General features: G+C 70.3%; 22 protein-coding genes and 1 riboswitch. Of the genes, 21 read left to right on the top strand and 1 reads right to left on the bottom strand.

Translation table 11 applies throughout. The features are described from left to right. The first annotated feature begins 362 nt into the window (after positions 1-362). The 19 genes from OG520_RS05575 to OG520_RS05485 all read left to right on the top strand — a co-directional run bounded on the left by OG520_RS05575 (position 363) and on the right by OG520_RS05485 (position 21,446). Positions 363-2,132 (top strand): DUF5941 domain-containing protein, encoded by a 1,770-nt coding sequence (locus OG520_RS05575; RefSeq protein ID WP_406016425.1) that lies wholly within the window; start codon positions 363-365, stop codon positions 2,130-2,132. Then, entirely contained in the window at positions 2,129-2,866 is a 738-nt protein-coding gene (locus OG520_RS05570) for a sugar phosphate nucleotidyltransferase (protein ID WP_399329665.1), read from the top strand. Before OG520_RS05575 ends, OG520_RS05570 begins: the two co-directional genes overlap by 4 nt. Beyond that, positions 2,854-3,915, top strand: a complete 1,062-nt coding sequence (locus OG520_RS05565; protein WP_266429752.1) for an iron-containing alcohol dehydrogenase family protein — start codon at positions 2,854-2,856, stop codon at positions 3,913-3,915. Before OG520_RS05570 ends, OG520_RS05565 begins: the two co-directional genes overlap by 13 nt. Next, positions 3,893-4,672 (top strand): CDP-alcohol phosphatidyltransferase family protein, encoded by a 780-nt coding sequence (locus OG520_RS05560; RefSeq protein ID WP_399329664.1) that lies wholly within the window; start codon positions 3,893-3,895, stop codon positions 4,670-4,672. Before OG520_RS05565 ends, OG520_RS05560 begins: the two co-directional genes overlap by 23 nt. Before the next feature lie 8 nt (positions 4,673-4,680). Next, entirely contained in the window at positions 4,681-5,553 is an 873-nt protein-coding gene (locus OG520_RS05555; RefSeq protein WP_399329854.1) for a glycosyltransferase family 2 protein, read from the top strand. Positions 5,554-5,660: 107 nt separating this feature from the next. Continuing rightward, positions 5,661-6,590 (top strand): ABC transporter permease, encoded by a 930-nt coding sequence (locus OG520_RS05550; protein ID WP_266429758.1) that lies wholly within the window; start codon positions 5,661-5,663, stop codon positions 6,588-6,590. Next, complete coding sequence (locus tag OG520_RS05545) at positions 6,583-7,368, top strand: ABC transporter ATP-binding protein (protein ID WP_266429761.1); 786 nt, start codon at positions 6,583-6,585, stop codon at positions 7,366-7,368. Before OG520_RS05550 ends, OG520_RS05545 begins: the two co-directional genes overlap by 8 nt. Before the next feature lie 444 nt (positions 7,369-7,812). Then, positions 7,813-8,733, top strand: coding sequence for a squalene synthase HpnC (gene hpnC / locus OG520_RS05540; protein WP_406016424.1), 921 nt, complete (start codon positions 7,813-7,815; stop codon positions 8,731-8,733). A gap of 29 nt (positions 8,734-8,762) precedes the next feature. Next, a complete protein-coding gene (gene hpnD, locus OG520_RS05535; RefSeq protein ID WP_399329662.1) occupies positions 8,763-9,683 on the top strand; it encodes a presqualene diphosphate synthase HpnD in 921 nt (306 codons plus the stop codon). A 118-nt stretch (positions 9,684-9,801) separates the two neighbouring features. Continuing rightward, a complete protein-coding gene (gene hpnE, locus OG520_RS05530; protein WP_399329661.1) occupies positions 9,802-11,190 on the top strand; it encodes a hydroxysqualene dehydroxylase HpnE in 1,389 nt (462 codons plus the stop codon). Beyond that, positions 11,187-12,290, top strand: a complete 1,104-nt coding sequence (locus OG520_RS05525; protein ID WP_329817261.1) for a polyprenyl synthetase family protein — start codon at positions 11,187-11,189, stop codon at positions 12,288-12,290. The genes hpnE and OG520_RS05525 overlap by 4 nt, the downstream gene beginning before the upstream one ends. Positions 12,291-12,398: 108 nt before the next feature. Then, the gene (gene shc, locus OG520_RS05520; protein WP_399329660.1) at positions 12,399-14,399 is read left to right on the top strand and encodes a squalene--hopene cyclase; all 2,001 of its coding nucleotides are present in this window, start codon (positions 12,399-12,401) and stop codon (positions 14,397-14,399) included. Further along, complete coding sequence (locus OG520_RS05515; RefSeq protein WP_399329659.1) at positions 14,399-15,058, top strand: 1-hydroxy-2-methyl-2-butenyl 4-diphosphate reductase; 660 nt, start codon at positions 14,399-14,401, stop codon at positions 15,056-15,058. The genes shc and OG520_RS05515 overlap by 1 nt, the downstream gene beginning before the upstream one ends. 5 nt (positions 15,059-15,063) lie before the next feature. Further along, the gene (gene hpnH / locus OG520_RS05510; RefSeq protein WP_385338947.1) at positions 15,064-16,083 is read left to right on the top strand and encodes an adenosyl-hopene transferase HpnH; all 1,020 of its coding nucleotides are present in this window, start codon (positions 15,064-15,066) and stop codon (positions 16,081-16,083) included. Between the two features lie 4 nt (positions 16,084-16,087). Then, the gene (ispG, locus tag OG520_RS05505; RefSeq protein ID WP_406012389.1) at positions 16,088-17,254 is read left to right on the top strand and encodes a flavodoxin-dependent (E)-4-hydroxy-3-methylbut-2-enyl-diphosphate synthase; all 1,167 of its coding nucleotides are present in this window, start codon (positions 16,088-16,090) and stop codon (positions 17,252-17,254) included. Positions 17,255-17,280: 26 nt separating this feature from the next. Continuing rightward, positions 17,281-19,182 carry a 1-deoxy-D-xylulose-5-phosphate synthase gene (gene dxs, locus OG520_RS05500; RefSeq protein ID WP_399333381.1) on the top strand — a complete coding sequence of 634 codons (1,902 nt, stop codon included), beginning with the start codon at positions 17,281-17,283 and terminating at the stop codon, positions 19,180-19,182. Further along, on the top strand, positions 19,179-20,576 hold the full coding sequence (locus tag OG520_RS05495) for an aspartate aminotransferase family protein (protein ID WP_406012388.1): 1,398 nt from the start codon (positions 19,179-19,181) through the stop codon (positions 20,574-20,576). The genes dxs and OG520_RS05495 overlap by 4 nt, the downstream gene beginning before the upstream one ends. Before the next feature lie 60 nt (positions 20,577-20,636). Further along, entirely contained in the window at positions 20,637-21,245 is a 609-nt protein-coding gene (locus OG520_RS05490; RefSeq protein WP_266429789.1) for a helix-turn-helix domain-containing protein, read from the top strand. Between the two features lie 33 nt (positions 21,246-21,278). Then, positions 21,279-21,446, top strand: coding sequence for a DUF6126 family protein (locus OG520_RS05485; RefSeq protein ID WP_266429792.1), 168 nt, complete (start codon positions 21,279-21,281; stop codon positions 21,444-21,446). 23 nt (positions 21,447-21,469) lie between these two features. On the opposite strand, the gene OG520_RS05480 is transcribed toward OG520_RS05485, so the two are convergent. Further along, positions 21,470-22,282, bottom strand: a complete 813-nt coding sequence (locus OG520_RS05480) for a tyrosine-protein phosphatase (RefSeq protein WP_406012387.1) — start codon at positions 22,280-22,282, stop codon at positions 21,470-21,472. A 225-nt stretch (positions 22,283-22,507) separates the two neighbouring features. On the opposite strand from OG520_RS05480, the gene OG520_RS05475 reads away from it, so the two are divergent. Together OG520_RS05475 and OG520_RS05470 are read left to right on the top strand one after the other, a co-directional pair. Further along, positions 22,508-24,604: an alpha-galactosidase gene (locus tag OG520_RS05475; RefSeq protein ID WP_406012386.1), complete on the top strand. Its 2,097-nt coding sequence runs from the start codon at positions 22,508-22,510 to the stop codon at positions 24,602-24,604. 295 nt (positions 24,605-24,899) lie between these two features. Next, positions 24,900-25,056, top strand: a riboswitch (cyclic di-AMP (ydaO/yuaA leader). Positions 25,057-25,059: 3 nt separating this feature from the next. Beyond that, positions 25,060-25,998: a peptidoglycan DD-metalloendopeptidase family protein gene (locus OG520_RS05470; RefSeq protein ID WP_406012385.1), complete on the top strand. Its 939-nt coding sequence runs from the start codon at positions 25,060-25,062 to the stop codon at positions 25,996-25,998. The last annotated feature ends 124 nt before the right edge of the window (positions 25,999-26,122 follow it).

The raw sequence follows: 26,122 nt of genomic DNA, 5'->3' as shown, positions 1-26,122 counted from the left end.
TATCCGGCAACACGGTACTGAACACCGTTGTCATATGCTCTGACCTGCGGAAATGCTTGCAGGTCAGAGCGGCGGCGCGATGTCCCGGAGTGGGTCCCCGCCCTCGCGTTTTGTCAGGCGAGGTGGCGATCGACGATGATGATCGCGGGCGGCGTCGCATGATGCCGGTCCACCCGGAACAGAGCGCAAACGGCCAGTGAACTCGCGCTTCCGTTCATCCGATAGCCTCTGCCGACGTGCCGCCGGCCCGCATCCGGGCCGCACTGTCGCGCGCCGACCCCGTCAGCACCAAGGAGTGAGTTCGTCTGTCGACCGCCATCCTCACCGGTGCATCGGTACCCGGGTCGTCGCTCGCGGACGATCTGCGGTCACTGGGCTTCGACGTACAGGCCGCCGCCGATGTGACCGAGGCCGCACGGCTGCTCTCGGCCGTCCCCGCCGACCACCGCGTCGCACTGGTCGACCCCCGTTTCGTCGGCCATGTCCACGCCCTCCGGCTCGGACTGACCGACCCACGCTTCCCCGCCGCCACCGTGCCCGGCGCGCTCACCGCGCAGCCGGAGGCGCGCCCGGCGCTCGTCCGGGCCCTGGACACCACCGCCGAGGCCGTCGGCGCCGGAGTGCCCACGGGCACGCCCGACGCACCGGTCACCGACCGCACCGTGCCGGGCCGCCTCGCCGTCACCATGGACGCCGGGGGCACCGCCGTGCAGCGCCCCGAGCTGGGCTCCCTGGTCGCGGCCGTCCCGGTCGACGGGCCCGCGCGCGAGGCGGCGGAGACCGCCCGAGCCGCGGTCGACGACGAGGCGGTGCGGCTGCGCAGCGCCGTGAAGGCCCACGACGGCTTCTTCGCCACGTTCTTCATCAGCCCGTACTCCCGCTACATCGCCCGCTGGTGCGCCCGCCGCGGCCTCACGCCGAACCAGGTCACCACCGCGTCCCTGCTGACCGCGCTGATCGCGGCCGGCAGCGCGGCGACCGGCACCCGCGGCGGCTACATCGCCGCCGGGCTGCTGCTGCTCTTCTCCTTCGTCCTGGACTGCACCGACGGGCAGCTCGCCCGCTACTCGCTCCAGTACTCGACGATGGGCGCCTGGCTGGACGCGACCTTCGACCGGGCCAAGGAGTACGCGTACTACGCGGGCCTCGCGCTCGGTGCCGCCCGCGGCGGTGACGACGTATGGGCGCTCGCCCTCGGCGCGATGGTGCTCCAGGCCTGCCGGCACGTCATCGACTTCTCGTTCAACGAGGCCAACCACGACGCGGTGGCCAATTCGAGCCCCACGGCGGCACTCTCCGACCGGCTCGACAGCGTCGGCTGGACCGTCTGGCTGCGCCGGATGATAGTGCTGCCGATCGGCGAGCGCTGGGCGATGATCGCGGTACTGACCGCGGTGACCACGCCCCGGATCGTCTTCTACGCCCTGCTCATCGGCTGCGCCTTCGCCGCCTGCTACACCACCGCGGGACGGCTGCTGCGCTCGCTGACCCGCAAGGCCGAACGCACCGACCGCGCCGCGCGGGCGCTCGCCGAGCTGGCCGACTCCGGACCGGTCGCCCAGTTCGTCGCGGCGCACGGTCCCCGGATCGGCGGCGCCTGGAGCGCCCCGGTGATCGCGCTCGTCGGAGCGGGGGCACTGATCGCCGCCGCGCTCCAGCAGCCCTTCGGCAGCAAGCAGATGATCTTCGCCGCGGTCTTCTACGCGATCTGCTCCGGCGTGGCGGTGGCCCGCCCCCTCAAGGGTGCCCTCGACTGGCTCGTACCCCCGATATTCAGGGCGGCGGAGTACTGCACCATCCTTGTTCTCGCAGCCCGCAGCGACGTCCCGGGAGCCCTTCCCGCAGCCTTCGGGCTGGTCTCGGCCGTCGCCTACCATCACTACGACACGGTGTACCGCATTCGCGGCGGCACCGGCGCGCCGCCCCAGTGGCTGGTCCGCACGATCGGTGGGCACGAGGGCCGCACCCTGGTGGTGGCCGTACTCGCCGCCGTATTCACTCAGCATCCGGCTTTCACCGTGGCACTCACCACGCTCGCTGTGGCGGTGGCACTGGTGGTGCTCGTGGAGTCCATCCGCTTCTGGGTGTCCTCCGGAGCACCCGCCGTTCACGACGAAGGAGAACCCGCATGATCGGCCTCGTACTGGCAGCCGGTGCAGGACGGCGTCTGCGCCCCTACACCGACACGCTTCCGAAGGCGCTCGTGCCTGTCGACGGCGAGAAGACGGTCCTGGATCTCACGCTGGCCAACTTCGCCGAGATCGGTCTCACCGAGGTCGCCGTCGTCGTCGGCTACCGCAAGGAAGCCGTGTACGACCGCAAGGCCGAGTTCGAGGCGAAGTACGGGGTGACCCTGACCCTGATCGACAACGACAAGGCCGAGGAGTGGAACAACGCCTACTCCCTGTGGTGCGCCCGTGAGGTCCTCAAGCGCGGCGTCATCCTGGCCAACGGCGACACCGTCCACCCGGTCTCCGTCGAGAAGACCCTGCTCGCCGCCCGCGGCGACGGCCGGCGGATCGTCCTCGCCCTCGACACGGCGAAGCACCTCGCCGACGAGGAGATGAAGGTCATCACCGAGGACGGCAAGGGTGTGCGGCGCATCACCAAGCTGATGGACCCGGCCACCGCGACCGGTGAGTACATCGGCGTCACCCTCATCGAGCCCGAGGCCGCCGAGGAGCTCGCGGACGCCCTGCGGGCGACCTTCGAGCGCGACCCCGACCTCTACTACGAGGACGGCTACCAGGAGCTCGTGAACCGCGGCTTCACCATCGACGTGGCCCCCATCGGCGAAGTGACGTGGGTGGAGATCGACAACCACGACGACCTCGCGAAGGGCCGTGAGATCGCGTGCCAGTACTGACCCGGCTCATCCCGTCCCCGGTCGTCGTCGACATCCGTCGCGGCGCCCTGGACGATCTGGCCGGTCTCCTCGCCGACCAGCGGATCTCCGCCTCGGGCAAGCTCGCCGTCGCGATCAGCGACGGCTCGGGGCGCGCCCTGCGCGAGCGGCTGACCCCCGCGCTGCCCGGCGCCCACTGGTACCCCGTGACCGACGGCACCCTCGACTCGGCGGTCAAGCTGGCCGACGACATCAAGGGCAACCGGTACGACGCCGTGGTCGGCCTCGGCGGCGGCAAGATCGTCGACGTGGCGAAGTACGCGGCGGCGCGGGTCGGGCTGCCCATGGTCGCGGTGGCGACGAACCTCGCCCACGACGGCCTGTGCTCGCCCGTCGCGACGCTCGACAACGACAACGGCCGGGGCTCCTACGGAGTCCCCACCCCGATCGCCGTGGTCATCGACCTCGACATCGTCCGCCAGGCACCGGCCCGCTTCGTGCGCTCCGGCATCGGTGACGCGGTCTCCAACATCTCCTGCGTGGCCGACTGGGAACTCGCCCACGAGGTCAAGGGCGAGGAGATCGACGGTCTCGCCGCGGCCATGGCCCGCCAGGCCGGCGAGGCGGTGCTGCGCCACCCCGGCGGGATCGGCGACGACGCCTTCCTCAAGGTGCTGGCCGAGGGTCTCGTACTGACCGGCATCTCGATGTCCGTCGCCGGGGACTCCCGGCCCGCCTCGGGCGCCTGCCACGAGATCAACCACGCCTTCGACCTGCTGTACCCCAGGCGCGCGGCCAGCCACGGCGAACAGGTCGGCCTCGGCGCCTGCTTCGCCATGCATCTGCGCGGAGCGCGCGAGGAGTCGCTGCTCATGGCGGCCACCCTGCGCCGTCACGGCCTGCCGGTCGTGCCCGAGGAGATCGGGTTCACCGCCGACGAGTTCGTCCAGGCCGTCGACTACGCCCCGCAGACCCGCCCGGGGCGCTTCACCGTCCTGGAACACCTCAACCTGTCCACCGACCAGATCAGGGACGCGTACGCCGACTATGCAAAAGCCATCCATAGCTGAACTCCGTCCGGTCGTGCACCCCCCGGGTGTGAAGGACCGGCGCAGCGGTGAGCACTGGGCTGGTCGGCTCTACATGCGCGAGATCTCGCTGCGCATCGACCGGCACCTGGTGAACACCAAGGTCACCCCCAACCAGCTGACCTACGTGATGACGGTCGCCGGAGTGCTCTCCGCGCCGGCCCTGCTCGTTCCCGGCATTCCCGGCGCGCTGCTCGGGGTGCTCGCGGTCCAGCTCTACCTGCTGCTCGACTGCGTCGACGGCGAGGTGGCCCGCTGGAAGAAGCAGTTCTCGCTGGGCGGGGTCTACCTCGACCGGGTCGGCGCGTACCTCTGCGACGCGGCCGTGCTGGTCGGCTTCGGCCTGCGCGCCGCGGACCTGTGGGGCACCGGACGGATCGACTGGCTCTGGGCCTTCCTGGGCACGCTCGCGGCCCTCGGCGCCATCCTGATCAAGGCCGAGACCGACCTGGTCGGGGTCGCCCGCCACCAGGGCGGGCTGCCGCCGGTCAAGGAGGCCGCGTCGGAGCCGCGCTCGTCCGGGATGGCGCTCGCCCGCCGGGCCGCCGGCGCGCTCAAGTTCCACCGGCTGATCCTCGGGGTCGAGGCGTCACTGGTCATCCTGGCGGCCGCCGTCCTCGACGCGGTCCGTGACGACCTGTTCTTCAGCCGCCTCATGGTCGCGGTGCTGGCCGGCATCGCGCTGCTGCAGACGCTCCTGCACCTGGTGTCGATCCTGGCGTCGAGCAGGCTGAAGTGAGCACGCCCATGAAACTCGGCGCGGTCGTCATCACGATGGGCAACCGCCCCGAAGAGCTCCGCGCCCTCCTCGATTCGGTCGCCGTGCAGGACGGCGACCGGATCGAGGTGGTGGTCGTCGGCAACGGCGCCCCGGTACCGGACGTTCCCGCGGGGGTACGGTCCGTCGAGCTGCCCGAGAACCTGGGCATCCCCGGCGGCCGCAACGTCGGGATCGAGGCCTTCGGCCCGTCCGGCGCCGACGTGGACGCCCTGCTCTTCCTCGACGACGACGGACTGCTGCCGCTCACCGACACCGCCGAGCTCTGCCGGCAGGCCTTCGAGGCCGATCCCGAGCTGGGCATCATCAGCTTCCGCATCGCCGACCCGGACACCGGTGTCACGCAGCGCCGCCACGTACCGCGGCTGCGTGCCTCCGACCCGATGCGCTCCTCCCGCGTGACGACCTTCCTCGGCGGTGCCAACGCCGTACGTACCAAGGTCATCGCCGAGGTCGGTCCGCTGCCCGGCCAGTTCTTCTACGCGCACGAGGAGACCGATCTCGCCTGGCGGGCACTGGACGCCGGCTGGATGATCGACTATCGCGCGGACATGGTGCTCAACCACCCGACGACCGCCCCCTCGCGGCACGCGGTGTACCACCGGATGGTGGCCCGCAACCGGGTCTGGCTGGCCCGGCGCAATCTGCCCGCGCCCCTGGTGCCCGTCTATCTCGGGGTGTGGCTGCTGCTGACCCTGCTCCGCAAGCCCTCGGGCCCGGCGCTGAAGGCATGGCTCGGCGGCTTCCGGGAAGGCTGGTCCACGCCGTGCGGAACGCGCCGTCCGATGAAGTGGCGCACGGTGTGGCGGCTGACCCGACTCGGCCGACCTCCCGTGATCTGAGAGGCTCACCTCTGAGAGCATGGGACGTACGTTTTCTCCACGGGACCTGTCCGCTCCGAACCGCGCCCGCGACTGGCTGCGCATCTTGAATACGAGAGTTTCATCTGGTGAGTGACACAACCCATGATGGTGCGGTCGCATTGAGCACCCCCCCATCCGCCGACGACGGCCTGAGCTCGGCCGAGATGGCCGCCAAGTACGGCCTGACGGTGAGCGGCGCCCGGCCAGGGCTCTTCGAATACATCCGGCAGCTCTGGGGCCGGCGCCACTTCATCATGGCGTTCTCCAGGGCGAAGCTGACCGCCCAGTACAGCCAGGCGAAGCTCGGCCAGCTGTGGCAGGTGGCCACGCCGCTGCTCAACGCCCTGGTCTACTACTTGATCTTCGGGCTGATCCTGGGCACCCGGAAGGGAATGACCCAGGAGGTCTTCATCCCGTTCCTGGTGACCGGCGTCTTCGTCTTCACCTTCACCCAGAGTTCGGTGATGGCTGGCGTACGGGCCATCTCCGGCAATCTGGGGCTGGTCCGGGCACTGCACTTCCCGCGCGCCTCGCTGCCCATCTCGTTCTCGCTCCAGCAGCTCCAGCAGCTGCTGTTCTCGATGATCGTGCTCGCGGCCGTGGCCATCGCCTTCGGCAGCTACCCGAGCCTCTCGTGGCTGCTGATCCTTCCGGCGCTGGTCATGCAGTTCGTCTTCAACACCGGCCTGGCGCTGATCATGGCCAGGCTCGGCAGCAAGACCCCCGACCTCGCCCAGCTGATGCCGTTCGTCATGCGGACCTGGATGTACGCGTCGGGCGTCATGTTCTCGATCCCGGTGATGCTCAAGAGCAAGCCGGACTGGATCGCCAACGTGCTGCAGTACAACCCGGCGGCCATCTACATGGACCTGATCCGCTTCGCGCTGATCGACGGGTACGGCGCGGGGAACCTGCCGGCACACGTCTGGATCGTGGCGCTCGCCTGGGCGGTCCTCGTAGGCCTCGTGGGCTTCGTGTACTTCTGGAAGGCAGAGGAACGGTACGGCCGTGGCTGACGACAAGACTCCGGGGCGCGTCCCCACCGTCATCGCCGACGATGTGCACATCGTGTACCGCGTCAACGGCGCCGGCGGCGGCAAGGGCAGCGCCACCGCGGCGCTGAGCCGGATCCTGCGCCGCGGCAAGGGCGAATCGCGCGGTGTGCGCAAGGTGCACGCCGTCCGCGGTGTCTCCTTCACCGCCTACCGAGGCGAGGCGATCGGCCTCATCGGGACCAACGGTTCCGGCAAGTCGACGCTGCTGCGGGCCATCGCCGGTCTGCTGCCGACCGAGCACGGCAAGGTCTACACCGACGGGCAGCCCTCGCTGCTCGGGGTGAACGCGGCGCTGATGAGCGATCTGACCGGCGAGCGCAACGTGGTGCTCGGCGGCCTCGCGATGGGCATGTCCCGCGAGGAGATCCACGAGCGCTACCAGGGGATCGTCGACTTCTCCGGTATCAACGAGAAGGGCGACTTCATCACCCTGCCGATGCGCACGTACTCCTCCGGAATGGCCGCGCGCCTGCGCTTCTCCATCGCCGCCGCGAAGAACCACGACGTCCTCATGATCGACGAGGCGCTGGCGACCGGTGACCGCAAGTTCCAGATCCGCTCCGAGAAGCGCATCAGGGAGCTCCGCAAGGAGGCCGGCACCGTCTTCCTGGTCAGCCACAGCAACAAGTCCATCAGGGACACCTGTGACCGGGTGCTGTGGCTGGAGAAGGGCGAGCTGCTGATGGACGGCCCGACGGACGAGGTGCTCAAGGCGTACGAGCGCGAGACCGGGAAGTAGCGCCTCTCCTGGTCCCACGACGTCCAGGCGGCCTTTGCCGGTACTCCGGCAAGGGCCGCCGCGGTGTCCGGATCGTGGACCACCGCCGTCGCACCCCACGCCCGGCGGTATGTCCCGCGCAGGATCTCGTCCCGTCGGATGACGTCAATTCCCTTGTGTACGGGGAAGGTTGGCTGGGCGGAAAGCGTTCCTGCAACGCGCCCAACACCCCGCCGTATGGATGAGCGTTGTACAACGTAAGCTGTACCGGTGCTGATTCGAGGCAAGTGGGGCGATAGTGCCTGGTGCACGGCCCGTAGGCAGCGCTCCGCACTCGGCAGAGCGGGCGGCGTGTCCGGAATGGGATGTTTTGGGTCAGCAGTGTAGAACGGGAGATGTGACGGCAATGACGGAAAATCTCCAGCTCCGAGGTGCTCACGCCGTCCCAGCACCGGGCGGTCCGTGGTGACGCGTACCCGGCAGACGCACCCCGATGACGTCGTGCCCAGCACTCTCGACAAGGCCGCGGACGAGAACTTCCCCGTGGCCCCCTTCTTCCTGCCCCGCGCCTGGCGCGACGACCTGATGGCCGTCTACGGCTACGCCCGCCTCGTCGACGACATCGGCGACGGGGATCTCGCCCCCGGCGGTGCGGACGCCCGTCACCTCGGCCTCGATCCCGCGCAGACCGACGACCGGCTCGCCATGCTCGACGCCTTCGAGGCCGATCTGCACCGGGTCTTCGACACCTCGGGCGACGGCCCCCGCCACCCCCTGCTGCGCGCCCTGCGCCCCACCGCGCGGCGCTGCGCGCTCACCCCGGAACCCTTCCTCGGCCTCATCGAGGCCAACCGGCAGGACCAGAAGGTCCGCCGTTACGGGACGTACGAGGAGCTCCTGGCCTACTGCGAGCTCTCCGCCAACCCCGTGGGCCGGCTGGTCCTGCAGATCACCGGAACCGCCAGCCCCGAACGCATCCGCCGCTCCGACGCCGTCTGCACCGCCCTGCAGATCGTCGAGCACCTCCAGGACGTCACCGAGGACCTCGGCCGCGACCGGATCTATCTCCCCGCCGACGACATGGCCCGGTTCCATGTCGCCGAGGCCGATCTCGCCGCCCCCTCGGGGGGCGCATCGGTGCGTTCACTGGTTGCGTACGAAGCGGAACGCGCTCGGGAACTGCTGAATGAAGGCACCCCTCTGGTGGGTAGCGTCCACGGCAGGCTCAAGCTGCTTCTCGCCGGATTCGTGGGAGGGGGGCGCGCCGCCCTCACCGCGATCGCGGCCGCCGGGTTCGACGTACTGCCCGGACCGCCCAAGCCCACCAAGCCCAGCCTGCTGCGCGAGGTGGGAGTTGTCTTGCGAAAAGCGCGTAGAGAGGGGTGAGCCGGACCGTGGAGGGACAGACGACGTACATGTCGGCACCGGTACAGGCCGCATACAGTTACTGCGAGGCGGTCACCGGACAGCAGGCGCGTAACTTCGCGTACGGCATCAGACTGCTGCCGGCCGAGAAGCGACAGGCCATGTCGGCGCTGTACGCCTTCTCCCGTCGTGTCGACGACATCGGTGACGGCGAGCTGGACGCGGACACCAAACGGACCCGCCTGGAGAGCACCCGCACCGTCCTGGACCGGATCCGGGACGGAGCGGTCGACGAGGACGACACCGACCCGGTGGCCGTCGCGCTCGCCGACGCCGCGCGCAGATTCCCGCTCCCGCTCGGCGGGCTCGACGAACTCATCGACGGCGTGCTGATGGACGTGCGCGGTGCGACGTACGAGACCTGGGACGACCTCAAGGTCTACTGCCGCTGTGTCGCGGGTGCCATCGGCCGTCTCAGCCTGGGCGTCTTCGGCACCGAGCCCGGCGCGCCGGGGGCCGACCGGGCCGCGGAGTACGCCGACACGCTCGGCCTCGCGCTCCAGCTGACCAACATCCTGCGCGACGTCCGCGAGGACGCGGGCAACGGGCGTACGTACCTGCCCGCCGACGACCTCGCCAAGTTCGGCTGCTCGGCCGGCTTCCACCGGGCCACACCACCGCCCGGCGCCGACTTCGCGGGCCTCGTCCACTTCGAGGTACGGCGCGCCCGCACCCTGTTCGCCGAGGGATACCGGCTGCTGCCCATGCTGGACCGGCGCAGCGGAGCCTGTGTCGCGGCCATGGCGGGCATCTACCGGCGGCTGCTCGACCGGATCGAGCGCGACCCCGAGGCGGTGCTGCGCGGCCGGGTCTCGCTGCCGGGCCACGAGAAGGCGTACGTGGCGGTGCGCGGTCTGTCGGGTCTCGACGCCCGGTACATCTCCCGGCGCACGGCCAGGGGGCGTGTCTGATGCGCCGTGAGGACATCTCGCGCACTATGTGCAGCACGGGAACTCGATCCGCCCGGCGATCAACCCTGCGCCGTGCCGACGCGTCCCTGACTGAAGTGACCTGGCGAAAGGAGGACGCATGACGGACGACGCCCCGCGCCGCTCCCGCGCGGTCGTGATCGGCGGCGGACTCGCCGGAATCACCTCGGCGCTGCGTCTCGCCGACGCCGGGCTTGACGTGACCCTGCTCGAAGGCCGGCCCCGGCTCGGCGGCCTCGCCTTCTCCTTCCGGCGCGGCGAACTGACGGTCGACAACGGACAGCATGTCTATCTGCGCTGCTGCACCGCCTACCGCTGGTTCCTCGACCGCGTGGACGGGGCGCGCCTCGCACCCCTGCAAAACCGTTTGGACGTGCCCGTTCTCGACGTCGGGCGGCCCTCGGGCCCCCGGCTGGGACGGTTGCGCCGCAACGCGCTGCCGGTGCCCTTCCACCTGGCCGCCGGACTGGCCGGCTATCCGCACCTCTCGCTCGCCGAGCGGGCGGGCGTCGGCCGCGCCGCGCTGGCGCTCGGCCGCCTGGACCCCGACGACCCCGCGCTCGACGCCGTCGACTTCGGCAGCTGGCTCGCCCGGCACGGCCAGTCGCCGCGCACCATCGAGGCCCTGTGGGACCTGGTCGGCGTCGCCACGCTCAACGCCACGGCGCCGAACTCCTCGCTGGCCCTGGCCGCGAAGGTCTTCAAGACCGGACTCCTCTCCGAGCCCGGCGCCGCCGACATCGGCTGGGCGAGCGTGCCCCTCGGCGAGGTGCACGACACGCTGGCACGCAAGGCCCTCGACGCCGCCGGAGTCCGTACCGAACTGCGCACGAAGGCCTCCTCCCTCACCCGTACGGCGGGCGGCTGCTGGATCGTGGACACCGGCGGCGAACGAATCGAGGCGGACACCGTCGTCCTCGCCGTCCCGCAGCGAGAGACCTACGACCTGCTGCCCGAGGGCGCGCTCGACGAGCCCGAGCGACTGCTCGCCATCGGCACGTCGCCGATCCTCAACGTGCACGTCGTCTACGACCGCAAGGTGCTGCGCCGCCCGTTCTTCGCCGCGCTCGGCTCCCCGGTCCAGTGGGTCTTCGACCGCACGGACGCCTCGGGCCTCACCGGCCCCGGGCAGTACCTCGCCGTGTCCCAGTCCGCCGCCGACGAGGAGATCGACCTCCCCGTCGCCGAGCTGCGCACCCGCTACCTGCCCGAGCTGGAGCGGCTCCTGCCGGCTGCCCGCGGGGCAGGCATCAGGGATTTCTTCGTCACCCGGGAGCGTACGGCGACCTTCGCCCCCGCTCCCGGCGTCGGTCGGCTGCGGCCGGGTGCCCGCACCCGCGTCCCCGGCCTCTGCCTGGCAGGGGCATGGACGGCCACCGGCTGGCCCGCGACGATGGAGGGCGCCGTCCGCAGCGGGTTCAGCGCGGCGGACGCCGCGCTCCGGGCGCTCGGCCGCTCCCATGAACATCCGCTGCAGGAGGCGGCATGAGCAGTACCACCGGAACAAGAGGAGAGTCAGTGACCCCGGCGAATCCGGCTTTCGACACCGTGGCAGACACCACGGACGTCACCGCGCTTCTGGAGCGCGGACGGGCCCTTTCCACGCCGGTGCTCCGGGCCGCCGTTGACCGGCTCGCACCGCCCATGGACACCGTCGCCGCCTACCACTTCGGCTGGATCGACGCCCAGGGACAGCCCGCCGACGGCGACGGGGGCAAGGCCGTCCGTCCGGCCCTCGCCCTGCTGTCCGCGGAGGCCGCCGGCGCCGCCGCCGAGGCCGGCGTCCCCGGCGCCGTGGCCGTCGAACTCGTGCACAACTTCTCGCTGCTGCACGACGACCTGATGGACGGCGACGAACAGCGCCGCCACCGCGACACCGTCTGGAAGGTGCACGGCCCCGCCCAGGCGATCCTGGTCGGCGACGCGCTCTTCGCCCTCGCCAACGAGGTCCTGCTGGAGCTCGGCACCGTCGAGGCGGGCCGCGCGACCCGCAGGCTGACCGCGGCCAGCCGCAAGCTCATCGACGGGCAGGCCCAGGACATCTCCTACGAGCACCGCGAGCGGGTCACCGTCGAGGAGTGCCTGGAGATGGAGGGCAACAAGACCGGTGCCCTGCTCGCCTGCGCCTGCTCCATCGGCGCGGTCCTCGGCGGCGCCGACGACCGGACCGCCGACACCCTGGAGGCGTACGGATACCACCTCGGCCTCGCCTTCCAGGCCGTCGACGATCTGCTCGGCATCTGGGGCGACCCCGAGTCCACCGGCAAGCAGACCTGGAGCGACCTGCGCCAGCGCAAGAAGTCCCTGCCGGTCGTCGCCGCGCTCGCCGCGGGCGGCCCGGCATCGGAGCGCCTGGGCGAACTGCTCGCGGCCGACGCCAAGAGCAGCGATTTCGACAGCTTCTCCGAAGAGGAGTTCGCCGCCCGTGCGGCACTCATCGAGGAGGCGGGCGGCCGCGAGTGGACCGCCCAGGAGGCCCGTCGGCAGCATGCGGTCGCCATTGAGGCGCTGCACCGCGTCGACATGCCGCAGACCGTGCGGGCGCAGCTCACGGCGCTCGCGGACTTCGTCGTCGTACGAAAGAGATGATCACTATCTGCTCCATATGACTCGCAGTCGCCGGCCGGTGCCCGTATCAGGCACCGGCCGACGGAGACCCCAGCACAGCAGAGGACCAAACTGCACGAAGGGGAAGCCATGACAGCGACGACCGACGGAAGCACCGGGGCCGTGAACCCCCGCGCAGCCTCGGCCAGTGAACCGACCGACACAACCATCGCCGCGGACGACGTGTTCACCGCCGCGCGGCGGGCCGCGGAACGCTCGGTGGAGCACCTCCTCGGCAGGCAGGACGAGCAGGGCTGGTGGAAGGGCGACCTCGCCACCAACGTCACCATGGACGCCGAGGACCTGCTGCTCCGTCAGTTCCTCGGAATCCAGGACCCGGCCACCGTCCAGGCGGCCGGCCGCTTCATCCGCGGCGAACAGCTGGGCGACGGCACCTGGGCCACCTTCCACGGCGGCCCCGGCGAACTCTCCACCACTATCGAGGCGTACGTGGCCCTGCGGCTGGCCGGAGACCGGCCGGACGATCCGCACATGGCCCGCGCCTCGGCCTGGATCAGGGAACAGGGCGGAATCGCCGCCGGCCGGGTCTTCACCCGGATCTGGCTCGCCCTCTTCGGCTGGTGGAAATGGGACGACCTGCCGGAACTCCCGCCCGAGCTGATGTTCTTCCCCAAATGGGCCCCGCTCAACATCTACGACTTCGGCTGCTGGGCCCGCCAGACCATCGTGCCGCTCACCATCGTCTCGGCGAAGCGGCCGGTACGCCCGGCGCCCTTCCCGCTCGACGAACTGCACACCGACCCACGCAATCCGAACCCGCCCAGGCGCGCCGCACCGGCCGCGAGCTGGGACGGCGTCTTCCAGCGCCTGGACAAGGCGCTGCACGTCTACCACCGGATCGCACCGCGCAAGCTGCGCCGGACCGCGATGAACGCCGCGGCCCGCTGGATCATCGAACGCCAGGAGAACGACGGCTGCTGGGGCGGCATCCAGCCGCCCGCCGTGTACTCCGTCATCGCCCTGCATCTGCTCGGCTACGACCTGGACCACCCCGTGATGCGGGCCGGACTCGAATCGCTCGACCGGTTCGCCGTGTGGCGCGAGGACGGCGCCCGCATGATCGAGGCCTGCCAGTCCCCGGTGTGGGACACCTGCCTCGCCACCATCGCGCTCGCCGACGCCGGGGTCAGCCCCGACCACCCGGCGCTCGTGAAGGCCGCGGACTGGATGCTCGGCGAGGAGATCGTCCGGCCCGGCGACTGGTCCGTGCGCCGCCCCCGGCTCAACCCGGGCGGCTGGGCCTTCGAGTTCCACAACGACAACTACCCGGACATCGACGACACCGCCGAGGTGGTCCTCGCACTGCGCCGGGTCCGTCACCCGGACCGGGCGCGCATCGAGGCCGCCATCAGGCGCGGAGTGCGCTGGAACATCGGTATGCAGTCCCGCAACGGGGCCTGGGGCGCCTTCGACGCGGACAACACCAGCGCGTTCCCCAACCGGTTGCCGTTCTGCGACTTCGGCGAGGTCATCGACCCGCCGTCCGCCGATGTCACCGGGCACGTGGTGGAGATGCTCGCCGTCGAGGGGCGGTCCGGTCACCGCGTCACCCGGCGGGGCATCGAGTGGCTGCTCGCCGAACAGGAGGCGAGCGGTGCCTGGTTCGGCCGCTGGGGCGTCAACTACGTATACGGCACAGGGTCGGTGGTCCCCGCGCTGGTGGCCGCCGGGCTGCCCGTGACGCACCCGGCGGTCCGCCGTGCGGTCGGCTGGCTGGAGTCCGTGCAGAACGACGACGGCGGCTGGGGCGAGGACCTGCGCTCGTACCGGGAGGAGAAGTGGATCGGGCACGGCGCCTCGACCGCCTCCCAGACCGCCTGGGCGCTGCTCGCACTGCTCGCCGCGGGACGGCGGGACAGCAGGGCCGTACAGCGGGGAGTGACCTGGCTCAGCGAGACGCAGCAGGCCGACGGCTCCTGGGACGAGCCGTACTTCACGGGCACCGGATTCCCGTGGGACTTCTCCATCAACTACCACCTCTACCGCCAGGTGTTCCCGCTCACCGCACTCGGGCGGTACGTGTACGGCGAACCGTTCGCCGACCGCACGGCCACCCGCAAGGGGGCCTGATGGCCGACGGGCCGGGGACGGCCGGCCTCGCGGCTCCGCTGCTGATCGCCTGCGCTCTCGGCATCGAGCAGTTCGCCCTGCGCAGCGGCCGGGGCAGGGCCGGAGCCGCTTCCGGCCCGGTGACCGTGCTCCGTACGGGCATGGGTCCCCAAGCCGCCGAGGCGGCCGTCTCACGGGCGCTCGGTCAGGACCGGGCACCCGGCACGGCGGTCGTCGCCTCCGGGTTCTGCGCCGGGCTGGTGCCCGGAATGCACCCCGGGGACCTGGTGGTCGCCGACGAGACCCGGGAAGACGGGGACTCGACGGCCTGTACCGGTCCGGGCCTGCTCGCCGAGGCCCTGGCCAGGGCGGTGCCCGGCCGCGCCGTCCACACCGGTCCGCTGACCGGCTCCGCCCATGTCGTACGCGGACATGAGCGGGCCGAGCTGCGGGCCACCGGAGCGATCGCGGTGGACATGGAGTCCGCCGCCACTCTGCGCACCGCTCTGCGGTCCGGGCCACGCCCGGTTGCCGCCGTACGGGTGATCGTGGATGCTCCGGAGCATGAGCTCGTCCGCATCGGCACGATACGCGGTGGAATATCAGCTTTCCGGGTTCTCCGTGCCGTCCTGCCGGCTTTCTACGAATGGCACCGATCTTCGCTGCTCCCCAGGAGGTGAGCCAGATGGCCATGCCGCTCCGTCAGTCCATCAAGGTTGCGACGTACCTCATTGAACAGAAGCTCCGTAGGCGGGAGAAATTCCCGCTCATCGTGGAACTGGAGCCGTTGTACGCCTGCAATCTCGCGTGCGAGGGCTGCGGGAAGATCCAGCATCCGGCCGGCGTGCTCAAGCAGCGCATGCCGGTGGCCCAGGCCGTGGGCGCCGTGCTCGAATCGGGTGCCCCGATGGTTTCCATCGCGGGCGGCGAACCGCTGATGCATCCGCAGATCGATGAAATCGTCCGGCAGCTGGTGGCGCGGAAGAAGTACGTCTTCCTGTGCACCAACGCGATGCTGCTCCGGAAGAAGATCGAGAAATTCACGCCCTCGCCGTACTTCGCCTTCGCCGTGCACATCGACGGGCTGCGCGAACGGCACGACGAATCGGTCGCCAAGGAAGGTGTCTTCGACGAGGCGGTGGCGGCGATCAAGGAGGCCAAGCGGCGCGGCTTCCGGGTCACCACGAATTCCACCTTCTTCAACACCGACACCCCGCAGACCGTCATCGAGGTCCTCAACTACCTCAATGACGACCTGAAGGTCGACGAGATGATGATCTCGCCCGCCTACGCCTACGAGAAGGCACCCGACCAGGAGCACTTCCTGGGCGTCGAGCAGACCCGCGAACTGTTCAAGAAGTCGTTCGCGGGCGGCAACCGGGCCCGCTGGCGGCTGAACCACTCGCCGCTCTTCCTGGACTTCCTGGAAGGCAAGGCGGACTTCCCGTGCACGGCCTGGGCCATCCCGAACTACTCGCTCTTCGGCTGGCAGCGGCCCTGCTACCTGATGAGCGACGGCTACGTGCCGACGTACCGTCAGCTCATCGAGGAGACCGACTGGGACAAGTACGGCCGGGGCAAGGACCCGCGCTGCGCCAACTGCATGGCGCACTGCGGATACGAGCCCACCGCCGTGCTCGCCACCATGGGATCGCTGAAGGAATCCCTGCGCGCGGCGCGCGACACCGTCTCCGGGAACCGGTGACGTCATGACCCCTGGAGGGCCGGTCGCACTGGGTCTCCCCGAGCTGCCGGCCCGGCCGCTCGCGATGCGCCGCCACTCGCGGCGCATCCAGGTCGGGTCGGTTGCGGTGGGCGGGGACGCGCCGGTGTCGGTGCAGTCGATGACCACGACGCGTACGTCGGACGTGGGTGCGACGTTGCAGCAGATCGCGGAGCTGACGGCGTCGGGCTGTCAGATCGTGCGGGTGGCGTGTCCGACGCAGGACGACGCGGACGCGTTGGCGGTGATCGCGAGGAAGTCGCAGATCCCGGTGATCGCGGATATTCATTTCCAGCCGAAGTATGTGTTCGCGGCGATCGATGCGGGCTGTGCGGCGGTGCGGGTGAATCCGGGGAACATCAAGCAGTTCGACGACAAGGTGAAGGAGATCGCGCGGGCGGCGAATGATGCGGGGACGCCGATCCGGATCGGTGTGAACGCGGGTTCGCTGGATGCGCGGTTGCTGGCGAAGTACGGGAAGGCGACTCCCGAGGCGTTGGTGGAGTCGGCGTTGTGGGAGGCGTCGCTCTTCGAGGAGCACGGTTTCAGGGACATCAAGATCTCGGTGAAGCACAACGATCCGGTGGTGATGGTGAACGCGTACCGTCAGCTGGCGGCTCGTTGCGACTATCCGCTGCACCTGGGTGTGACGGAGGCGGGTCCGGCGTTCCAGGGGACGATCAAGTCGGCGGTGGCGTTCGGTGCGTTGCTGTCGGAGGGGATCGGGGACACGATCCGGGTGTCGTTGTCGGCGCCGCCGGCCGAGGAGGTCAAGGTCGGTATCCAGATCCTGGAGTCGTTGAACCTGAGGCAGCGGCGGCTGGAGATCGTGTCGTGTCCGTCGTGCGGGCGGGCGCAGGTGGATGTGTACAAGCTGGCGGATCAGGTGTCGGCGGGTCTTGAGGGCATGGAGGTGCCGTTGCGGGTGGCCGTGATGGGCTGTGTCGTCAATGGCCCGGGTGAGGCGCGTGAGGCGGATCTGGGTGTTGCCTCGGGCAACGGCAAGGGGCAGATCTTCGTGAAGGGCGAGGTCATCAAGACGGTGCCCGAGTCGAAGATCGTCGAGACGCTGATCGAAGAGGCCATGAAGATCGCCGACGGCATGGAAGGGGCGGGGGCGCCGTCGGGGGTACCCGCCGTCACCGTGAGCTGAAACAGAACCAGAGAGGGGGCCCGAGCGTGACGATTCTGGAAAGCATCCGGGGGCCGCACGATCTCAAGGCGCTGAACGAAGCACAACTCGACGAACTCGCCGGGGACATCAGGCAGTTCCTCATCCAGGCGGTGGCCAGGACCGGCGGTCATCTGGGGCCCAACCTCGGGGTGGTGGAGCTCTCCATCGCCCTGCACCGGACCTTTGACTCGCCCGTCGACCGCATCCTCTGGGACACCGGGCACCAGAGCTATGTGCACAAACTGCTCACCGGGCGGCAGGACTTCTCCAAGCTGCGCCGCAAGGGGGGCCTGTCCGGATACCCGTCCCGGGAGGAGTCCGAGCACGACGTCATCGAGAACTCGCACGCCTCGACCGTCCTCGGCTGGGCCGACGGCATCGCCAAGGCCCATCAGGTGCGGGGACGGAGCGACCACGTCGTGGCCGTCATCGGCGACGGGGCCCTCACCGGCGGGATGGCCTGGGAGGCGCTCAACAACATCGCGGCCGCGCGCGACCGGCCGCTGATCATCGTGGTGAACGACAACGAGCGTTCCTACGGCCCCACGATCGGCGGCCTCGCCGACCACCTCGCCACCCTCCGTACCACCGACGGATACGAACGCTTCCTCTCCTGGGGCAAGGACGTGCTCCGGCAGACGCCCGTCATCGGACAGCCGCTGTACGAGTCGCTGCACGGCGCGAAGAAGGGGTTCAAGGACGCCTTCGCCCCGCAGGGCATGTTCGAGGACCTCGGGCTCAAGTACGTCGGGCCGATCGACGGCCACGACATCGCGGCCGTCGAATCCGCCCTGCACCGGGCGAAACGCTTCCACGGCCCGGTGCTGGTGCACTGCCTCACAGAGAAGGGCCGCGGCTACCCGCCCGCGCTCCGGGACGAGGCCGACCGTTTCCACACCGTCGGCGCGATGGACCCGCTGACCTGCGCGCCGCTCGTACCGGCCGGCGGGCCCTCCTGGACCTCGGTGTTCGGGGACGAGATCGCCGCGATCGGTGCGGAGCGGCCGGACGTCGTGGCCATAACGGCGGCGATGCTGCACCCCGTCGGACTGACGAAGTTCGCCGAGGCGTTCCCCGACCGGGTCTGGGACGTCGGCATCGCCGAGCAGCATGCCGCCGTGTCCGCGGCGGGACTGGCCACCGGCGGTCTGCACCCGGTCGTCGCCGTCTACGCCACCTTCCTCAACCGGGCCTTCGACCAGCTGCTGATGGATGTCGCGCTGCACCGGTGCGGGGTGACGTTCGTCCTCGACCGGGCCGGCGTCACCGGACCCGACGGGGCCTCGCACAACGGCATGTGGGACATGTCCGTGCTCCAGGTCGTCCCCGGGCTGCGGCTCGCGGCCCCGCGCGACGCCGGTGAACTCCGGGTCCAGCTCCGTGAGGCCGTCGCCGTCGACGACGCGCCCACCGTGATCCGGTTCCCCAAGGAGTCGGTGGGGGAGCCGGTCCCGGCGATCGGCAGGATCGGCGCCATGGACGTGCTGCACCGGGCACAGGACCCCGATGTGCTGCTCGTGGCCGTCGGCGTGCTCGCCCCGGTCTGCCTGAAGGCCGCCGATCTGCTGACCGGGGCCGGGGTCCGCTGCACGGTCGTCGACCCCCGCTGGGTCAAGCCGGTCGACGAGGAGCTGCCCCCGCTCGCCGCACGGCACCGGCTGGTCGCCGTCGTCGAGGACAACAGCCGGGCAGGGGGCGTCGGCTCGGCGGTCGGGCAGGCGCTGCGGGACGCCGGGGTCGACGTACCGCTGCGGACGTTCGGCATCCCCGAGCAGTTCCTCGCGCACGGCAAGCGTGCCGAGGTGCTGGCCGACATCGGGCTCACCCCGGTCGAGATCGCCGGACGGATCAGCGCCGCACTGGCCGCCAAGGAGGCGGCGACAAGGACCGGGGAGAGCGGGGAATGAACGACGACGGGCCCAAGGGCTTCGACCTGGCGCGGCTCCTCGCGGAGCGCGGCGCCGAGCGCTACGAGCTGCACACCAAGTACCTCAACCACCAGCTGCCCCGGATGCTCCACACCATCGGATTCGACAAGGTCTACGAACGGGCCGAAGGCGCACACTTCTGGGACGCGGACGGCAACGACTACCTCGACATGCTCGCCGGATTCGGCGTGATGGGCCTCGGCCGGCACCACCCCGTCGTACGCAAGGCCCTGCACGACGTCCTGGACGCCTCGCTCGCCGACCTCACCCGCTTCGACTGCCAGCCGCTGCCCGGACTGCTGGCCGAGAAGCTGCTCGCGCACAGCCCGCACCTGGACCGGGTCTTCTTCGGCAACAGCGGCACGGAAGCGGTCGAGACGGCCCTGAAGTTCGCCCGATACGCCACCGGCAGACCCAGGATCCTCTACTGCACCCACGCCTTCCACGGGCTGACGACCGGCTCCCTCTCGGTCAACGGGGAGGACGGCTTCCGGGACGGCTTCGCACCCCTGCTGCCGGACACCGCCATCGGGCTCGGCGATCTCGACGCACTGCGGCGCGAGCTGAAGCGCGGCGACGTGGCGGCGCTGGTCGTCGAGCCGATCCAGGGCAAGGGCGTCCACGCCGCGCCCCCCGGCTTCCTGCGGGACGCGCAGGAGCTGCTGCACCGGCACAAGGCCCTGCTCATCGCCGACGAGGTGCAGACCGGCCTCGGCCGGACCGGCGACTTCTACGCGTACCAGCACGAAGAGGGTGTCGAGCCCGATCTGGTCTGTGTCGCCAAGGCCCTCTCCGGCGGCTATGTGCCGGTCGGGGCGACCCTGGGCAAGGACTGGATCTTCCGGCGCGTCTACTCGTCCATGGACCGGGTCCTGGTCCACTCCGCGAGCTTCGGCTCCAACGCCCAGGCGATGGCGGCCGGGCTCGCGGTCCTCGCGGTGATGGAGGACGAGGGGGCCGTCGCCCATGCGCGCCGCACCGGGGAACTGCTGCGGGAGCGCCTGACCGCACTGGTCGACCGTTACGAGCTGCTGCACGAGGTGCGCGGGCGCGGGCTGATGATCGGCATCGAGTTCGGCCGGCCGTCGTCGCTCAAGCTGCGCAGCCGCTGGACCATGCTGCAGGCGGCCCGCAAGGGACTCTTCGCACAGATGGTGGTGGTGCCGCTGCTCCAGAAGCACCGCATCCTCACCCAGGTCTCGGGCGACCATCTGGAAGTGATCAAGCTGATTCCGCCACTGGTGATCGACGAGTCGGACGTCGACCGGTTCGTCACGGCGTTCACGGCGGTGATGGACGACGCGCACAGCGGCGGCGGGCTGATGTGGGACTTCGGCAGGACGCTGGTGAAACAGGCTGTCGCCAACCGCTGACCGTTTTGCCTGAGAGGCAAGGAATTTGCCTCTCAGGCAGGCTCCTGGCCCAATGGGTACATGAATCCTCCAGACGGAGGGGCGGCCGACGAGCTGCCCGGAGTCGCACCACGCCTGCGCGATCTGCGCCGGAGCCGTGGTCTCACCCTGGAGACCGCCGCTCAGCGCGCGGGGCTCTCGCCCGCCCATCTCTCCCGGCTCGAAACGGGACGCCGCCAGCCTTCGCTGCCGATGCTCCTCGGTCTTGCCAGGATCTACGGTACGACAGTCTCCGAACTGCTCGGCGAGACGCCCCCGGAACGTGACGCGATCATCCGCGGCGGAAAGTTCGAAGGGGCCGAGGCCGACGGCTGGATGTACCGGCAGGCCGGCGGTTCCGGTCGGGCCATGCAGGCGCTCCGCGTCCGGGTCCCGCACGGCGCGCAGGGCGATCTGGTGCGCGTCCATCCCGGCGAGGAATGGCTGTACGTGCTCGCCGGACACCTCCGGGTCTGGCTCGGGGACACCGTGCACGATCTCGCCCCCGGTGACAGCGCGCACTTCGACTCGCTCACCCCGCACCGGATCACGGCCGTCGACCGCGACGGTGCCGAGCTGCTCTTCGTCCACACCCTGCTGCAGAGCCCCGCCGCCGAGCTGTGCCTCGGCAGCGGAATCCACCGTCGCTGAGACCGGTCCGTCCGGTCGCCAGAGAGGACTGTCATGTCCGATTCAGAGAACTTCGACCCGCTCGGGTCCAGGAAGAAGTACGAGGCGCAGGAGCGGAAGTTCCCGCGCGGTGTGGTGATCCGGCTGTTCGCCTACCTCATCGCCGGACACATCTTCGCGGCCTTCCTCTACCTGCTCTTCGCGGTGGCCGGCAAGGGCTGACCACCGCTGTCCGGCGGGCCCCGCTACGCCTCGTCGAGGAGTCGGTCGCGCAGCCGCTCACGGGTCTCGGGAGCGAGCTTCAGGCCCTCGGAGAAGTAGCGCTCCGTGCCGCCCCAGGTCTCGTCGATGGTGGCGAACGCCGCGGCGAGGTACTCGGCATGGGCGCCGAAGAGCGGATTCAGCAGTTCCATCACCTCGGCCGACATGCCGTCCGCCGAGGTGTCGCTGCGGCGCACCTTGTAGCGGCGGCGGGCGTCGTTGGACTTCAGGTAGTCGGCCTCGACGGCATCGCGCTCGACGCCGACGGCGAGCAGTGACACCGCGATCGACAGACCGGCCCGGTCCTTGCCCGCCGCGCAGTGCATCAGGGCGGGCACGCTGTCCTCGGCCAGGGCGTGCAGGACCCGGCTGTGCTCGGCGGTGCGGTCCAGGATGATCGAGCGGTACGAGGCGATCATCCGGTTCGCGCCCTTGCCGTCGGCCAGGATCGAGCGCAGCTGGGCGACATCGCCGTCGCGGACCATGTGCCAGAACTCCGAGCCGTCGGCCGGGTCGGAGAGCGGGACGCTCACATTCCGTACGCCCGGCAGCTCCACGTCCAGGCCGTCGAGCCTGCGGTCGGCGTCGTTGCGGAAGTCGAAGATCGTGTGCAGACCGAGGCCACCGAGGAAGGAGGCGTCCTCGGCGGTGGCATGTGCGAGGTGACCACTGCGGAAGAGCCGTCCGTGCCGCACCCGCCGGCCGTCCACGGTGGGCAGCCCGCCCACATCGCGGAAGTTGCGGACGCCCGCCAGCTCGGGTTCCGTCGACGGTATCTGCGGCAACTGCTCCGTCACAGCGACTCCTGGTGTGTCTGGTGCCGACGCGAGTCGCCGGCAAGGCCACTCCCGCGACGATACGACATTGATTCCTCAGGCAATCATCTCGGCCTTTCCCTGTCGATACCTGGGCGAACTCCATTGCTTCCGCGGCGAATCCGCCCGGTGAATTCCTTGCCAGGCCGTTGCCCATGCCCCACTGATGGTCGATGATGTGCGGAACTGTTGGAATGTGGGGATGCGATGATCGAGACGGGCAACACCGGCCGGACCTGGCTGCTCACCGGGGCGAGCAGTAGCTACGCACTGCGACTGACCGAGCAGGACGAGCTGGTCCATCTGCACTGGGGGCCGAGGATCTCCCTCGCGGCGGCCGAGGCACTGGCCGCGGCGCCGGAGCTGCCCTTCAGGGCCTTCGAGTCCCACCTCGACGGCCGTGAGGAATATCCGGTGGAGGGCGGCCCCAGGTTCGTCCGCCCGGCACTCTCGGTACGCACCCCGCAGGTCCGCGGCACCGAGTGGGCCTTCGCCGCCGCCGTGGTGGACGGGGACGAACTGCGGATCGGCTTCACCGACTCCGTGCACCGGCTCGCCCTCACCCTGCACTACCGGGTGCGGGGCGACTCCGATGTCGTGGAGCGCTGGACCACCGTCGCCCATGCCGGGCCGGACGGACCGCCGCTGGAACTGCTGCGCGCCGACGCGGCCGCCTGGTCGCTGCCCGCCCGCGACGGCTGGCGGCTGAGCCAGCTGCACGGACGCTGGGCGGCGGAGTCGCGGCTGGAACGGGCGGAGCTGATCCACGGCGAGAGCGTCATCTCCAGCCGGCGCGGCCACACCGGCCATCAGCACCTGCCGTGGGTCGCGCTGGACGCCGACGGCGCGGCGACCGAGGAGAGCGGTGAGGTGTACGGCTGCGCGCTCGGCTGGTCCGGGTCGTGGCGGATCTCCGTGCAGCGGCTGCCCGACGGGCTCGTGCAGATCAACGGCGGCGCCGGCTACGACGACTCCGGGCTGCTGCGGCTCGCACCGGGGGAGTCGTACACCACGCCCGTGTTCGCCGGTCTGTGGAGCGGTCAGGGGTTCGGCGGGGCCAGCCGCGCCTGGCATGCCTGGCAGTTGGCCCATGTGATCCCGGACGCGGAGAACCTGCGGCCGGTGCTCTACAACTCCTGGGAGGCGACGGGCTTCGACGTCTCGATGGACCAGCAGCGCGCTCTCGCCGAGCGCGCCGCCGCGATGGGCGTCGAGCTGTTCGTGGTGGACGACGCGTGGTTCGGGCAGCGGACCAGTGACGCGGCCGGGCTCGGCGACTGGACGCCGAATCCGGACCGCTTCCCCGGAGGGCTGAAGCCGCTCGCCGACGAAGTGCACGGGCTCGGCATGCAGTTCGGTATCTGGGTCGAACCGGAAATGGTCAACGCCGACAGTGATCTCTATCGCGCGCACCCCGACTGGGTGCAGCACTTCCCCGGCCGGGCGCGGACGGAGTACCGCAACCAGCTGGTGCTCAATCTGGCCCGCCCCGATGTACAGGCATATCTCTGGGAGCAGCTGGACACGCTGCTCTCCGGCACGCCCGTCGACTATGTGAAATGGGATTTCAACCGCTGCTTCACCGATGCGGGCTGGCCGGGCGAGGAGTACCCGCAGAAGCTCTGGATCGAGCACGTGAACGGCCTGTACGCGCTGATCGACCGGCTCAGGGCCGCGCATCCCACGGTCGCGTTCGAGTCCTGCTCGGGCGGCGGCGGCCGGGTCGACCTGGGGATTCTGTCCCGTACGGACCAGGTGTGGACCTCCGACAACACCGATCCGCTCGACCGTCTCGCCATCCAGGAGGGCTTCGGGCACATCCACCCGGCCCGGGTGATGGCCGCCTGGGTCACCGACAGCCCGAACCACCAGCTCAACGGCAGGGTCAGCTCGCTGCGCTTCCGCTTCGTGAGTGCCATGGCCGGTGTGCTCGGGGTCGGCGGGGACCTCACCGAATGGAGCGAGGAGGAGCTGGCCGAGGCGCGGACCTGGGTGGAGCTCTACAAGGAGATCCGGCCGGTCGTGCAGCACGGCGCGCTGTACCGGCTGCGCGAGCCGCGGGGCGGACTGAGCGCGGTCCAGTACGTCCACGGGGCAGAGACCGTGGTCCTGATGTGGCTGGAGGCGCAGCGATACGGGGAGCGGCCCCCGGCCCTGCGGCTGCGCGGGCTCGATCCCGAAGCGACGTACACCTGCCTGGACACGGGGGCCGTGCACCACGGTTCGGCACTGCTGCACCAGGGGCTGCACAGCGGACTTCGGGGCGATCTCGACGCGCGGGTGCTGAGGCTCCGGCGGGGGTGACAGATGGGGCATGTCCGTAATGCGGGCTTTGTCTGAATATGGCCCGCTTGTACGGGAGATGATCGCCGCCTCGTGAGCGGGATCATATCCGTGACGGTGTGTGGTGAGGGACGAGTTGGGCATTCCGTGCGCGGCGCGGAAAGCCAAGATCCTTAATCCACGGAGTGTGACCGGAATTCCGCGCCGATTTCCCGGCGCGGATTCCGGCATGGAACCTGTGGCTTGTTCTCGTCGTCCCGACTCGCTTACGGTCACCGTCAATCCGGACGGACCGCCTAATCCTGCCGCCGCCCGGAATTCACATCCACTCATCGCGTGGCAGGAGCGGGGGAACCAGGTAAGCCGCCGACCGGAGAAATCCGGCCGGCTCGGGGTGAAGTCGCGCTCAGCGCGGCCGGGCATCTCCAGCCCGAACCCGACAGCTCACCTCGCAGGCGCCGGAGAGGAAATACGCCATGCCCATATCGGGTAAGCACCGCCGTCCGAAGTTCGGCCCCATCGCCCGTGGCGTCGCCGCGGCAGGCGCCGGTGGCGCCGTCCTCGCGCTGCCGCTGCTCGGTGCCACCGGTGCCCACGCCGCGGAGCAGGCCGCCCCGGCCGCCGCGCCGCAGTCGGCCGCCGTCACGCACGCCGAGCCGGTCGCGCAGAAGCAGGCCGCCACCACGACGTACTCCGTCGTCTCCGGCGACTACCTGTCGAAGATCGCCGCCGAGCACAAGATCAAGGGCGGCTGGGAGAAGCTGTACCAGGACAACCGCAAGGTCGTCGGCGAGAACCCCGGCCTGATCTTCCCGGGCATGAAGCTGACCCTCGGCGCCAAGGCGACCGGCGACGCCGTGGCCACCGGTGCCGGCGCCGGCTCGGCCCTCCCGTCGAAGGCGCCCTCGGCTCCCTCGAAGGCCGCGGAGAAGTCCGCCCCGGCCAAGTCCGTGACCGCCGTCCCGCAGTCCAAGGCCCCGGCCTCCGCTCCGGCCGCCCAGAGCAGCGGCTCCGGCTACGTCCACCCGGTCCCCGGCAACCACACCACCAACTACCGCGCCTCCGGCTCCAACTGGTCCAGCGGCAGCCACACCGGGATCGACTTCCCCGTCTCCACCGGCACCAGCGTGAAGGCCATCACCTCCGGCACCGTCGTCGCCGCCGGCTGGGGTGGCGCGTACGGCAACCAGGTCGTCATCAAGCACACCGACGGCCACTACTCGCAGTACGGCCACCTGTCCTCCCTCTCCGTCTCGGTGGGCCGGGCCGTGAGCGCCGGTCAGCAGGTCGGCCTCTCCGGCGCCACCGGCAACGCCACCGGCCCGCACCTGCACTTCGAGGTCCGCACGGGCCCGGCGTACGGCTCGGACATCGACCCGATCGCCTTCCTGGCCTCGCACGGCATCTACGTCTGAGCGGAACGGCCGGGCAGCTGAGCAACAAAGCATGACCTGAGCAACACGGAAGGGGCGGTGCGCGGCGGCGCACCGCCCCTTCCGCTTATTCCCCCTTTACCAAAACCTGACCGGGTGGTCTATC

It is taken from the genome of Streptomyces sp. NBC_00984, from assembly GCF_045162475.1.
Taxonomy (GTDB): domain Bacteria; phylum Actinomycetota; class Actinomycetes; order Streptomycetales; family Streptomycetaceae; genus Streptomyces.
The sequence above is the reverse complement of the archived record's forward strand: the minus strand, read 5'-3'. Positions and strand labels throughout refer to the sequence as shown.

Coding starts and splice junctions, on each gene's coding strand:
- OG520_RS05570 (WP_399329665.1), top strand. CDS start 2,129: ATGATCGGCCTCGTACTGGCAGCCGGTGCAGGACGGCGTCTGCGCCCC.
- OG520_RS05560 (WP_399329664.1), top strand. CDS start 3,893: ATGCAAAAGCCATCCATAGCTGAACTCCGTCCGGTCGTGCACCCCCCG.
- OG520_RS05555 (WP_399329854.1), top strand. CDS start 4,681: ATGAAACTCGGCGCGGTCGTCATCACGATGGGCAACCGCCCCGAAGAG.
- hpnD (WP_399329662.1), top strand. CDS start 8,763: ATGTCGGCACCGGTACAGGCCGCATACAGTTACTGCGAGGCGGTCACC.
- hpnE (WP_399329661.1), top strand. CDS start 9,802: ATGACGGACGACGCCCCGCGCCGCTCCCGCGCGGTCGTGATCGGCGGC.
- OG520_RS05525 (WP_329817261.1), top strand. CDS start 11,187: ATGAGCAGTACCACCGGAACAAGAGGAGAGTCAGTGACCCCGGCGAAT.
- shc (WP_399329660.1), top strand. CDS start 12,399: ATGACAGCGACGACCGACGGAAGCACCGGGGCCGTGAACCCCCGCGCA.
- OG520_RS05515 (WP_399329659.1), top strand. CDS start 14,399: ATGGCCGACGGGCCGGGGACGGCCGGCCTCGCGGCTCCGCTGCTGATC.
- hpnH (WP_385338947.1), top strand. CDS start 15,064: ATGGCCATGCCGCTCCGTCAGTCCATCAAGGTTGCGACGTACCTCATT.
- ispG (WP_406012389.1), top strand. CDS start 16,088: ATGACCCCTGGAGGGCCGGTCGCACTGGGTCTCCCCGAGCTGCCGGCC.
- OG520_RS05495 (WP_406012388.1), top strand. CDS start 19,179: ATGAACGACGACGGGCCCAAGGGCTTCGACCTGGCGCGGCTCCTCGCG.
- OG520_RS05490 (WP_266429789.1), top strand. CDS start 20,637: ATGAATCCTCCAGACGGAGGGGCGGCCGACGAGCTGCCCGGAGTCGCA.
- OG520_RS05485 (WP_266429792.1), top strand. CDS start 21,279: ATGTCCGATTCAGAGAACTTCGACCCGCTCGGGTCCAGGAAGAAGTAC.
- OG520_RS05475 (WP_406012386.1), top strand. CDS start 22,508: ATGATCGAGACGGGCAACACCGGCCGGACCTGGCTGCTCACCGGGGCG.
- OG520_RS05470 (WP_406012385.1), top strand. CDS start 25,060: ATGCCCATATCGGGTAAGCACCGCCGTCCGAAGTTCGGCCCCATCGCC.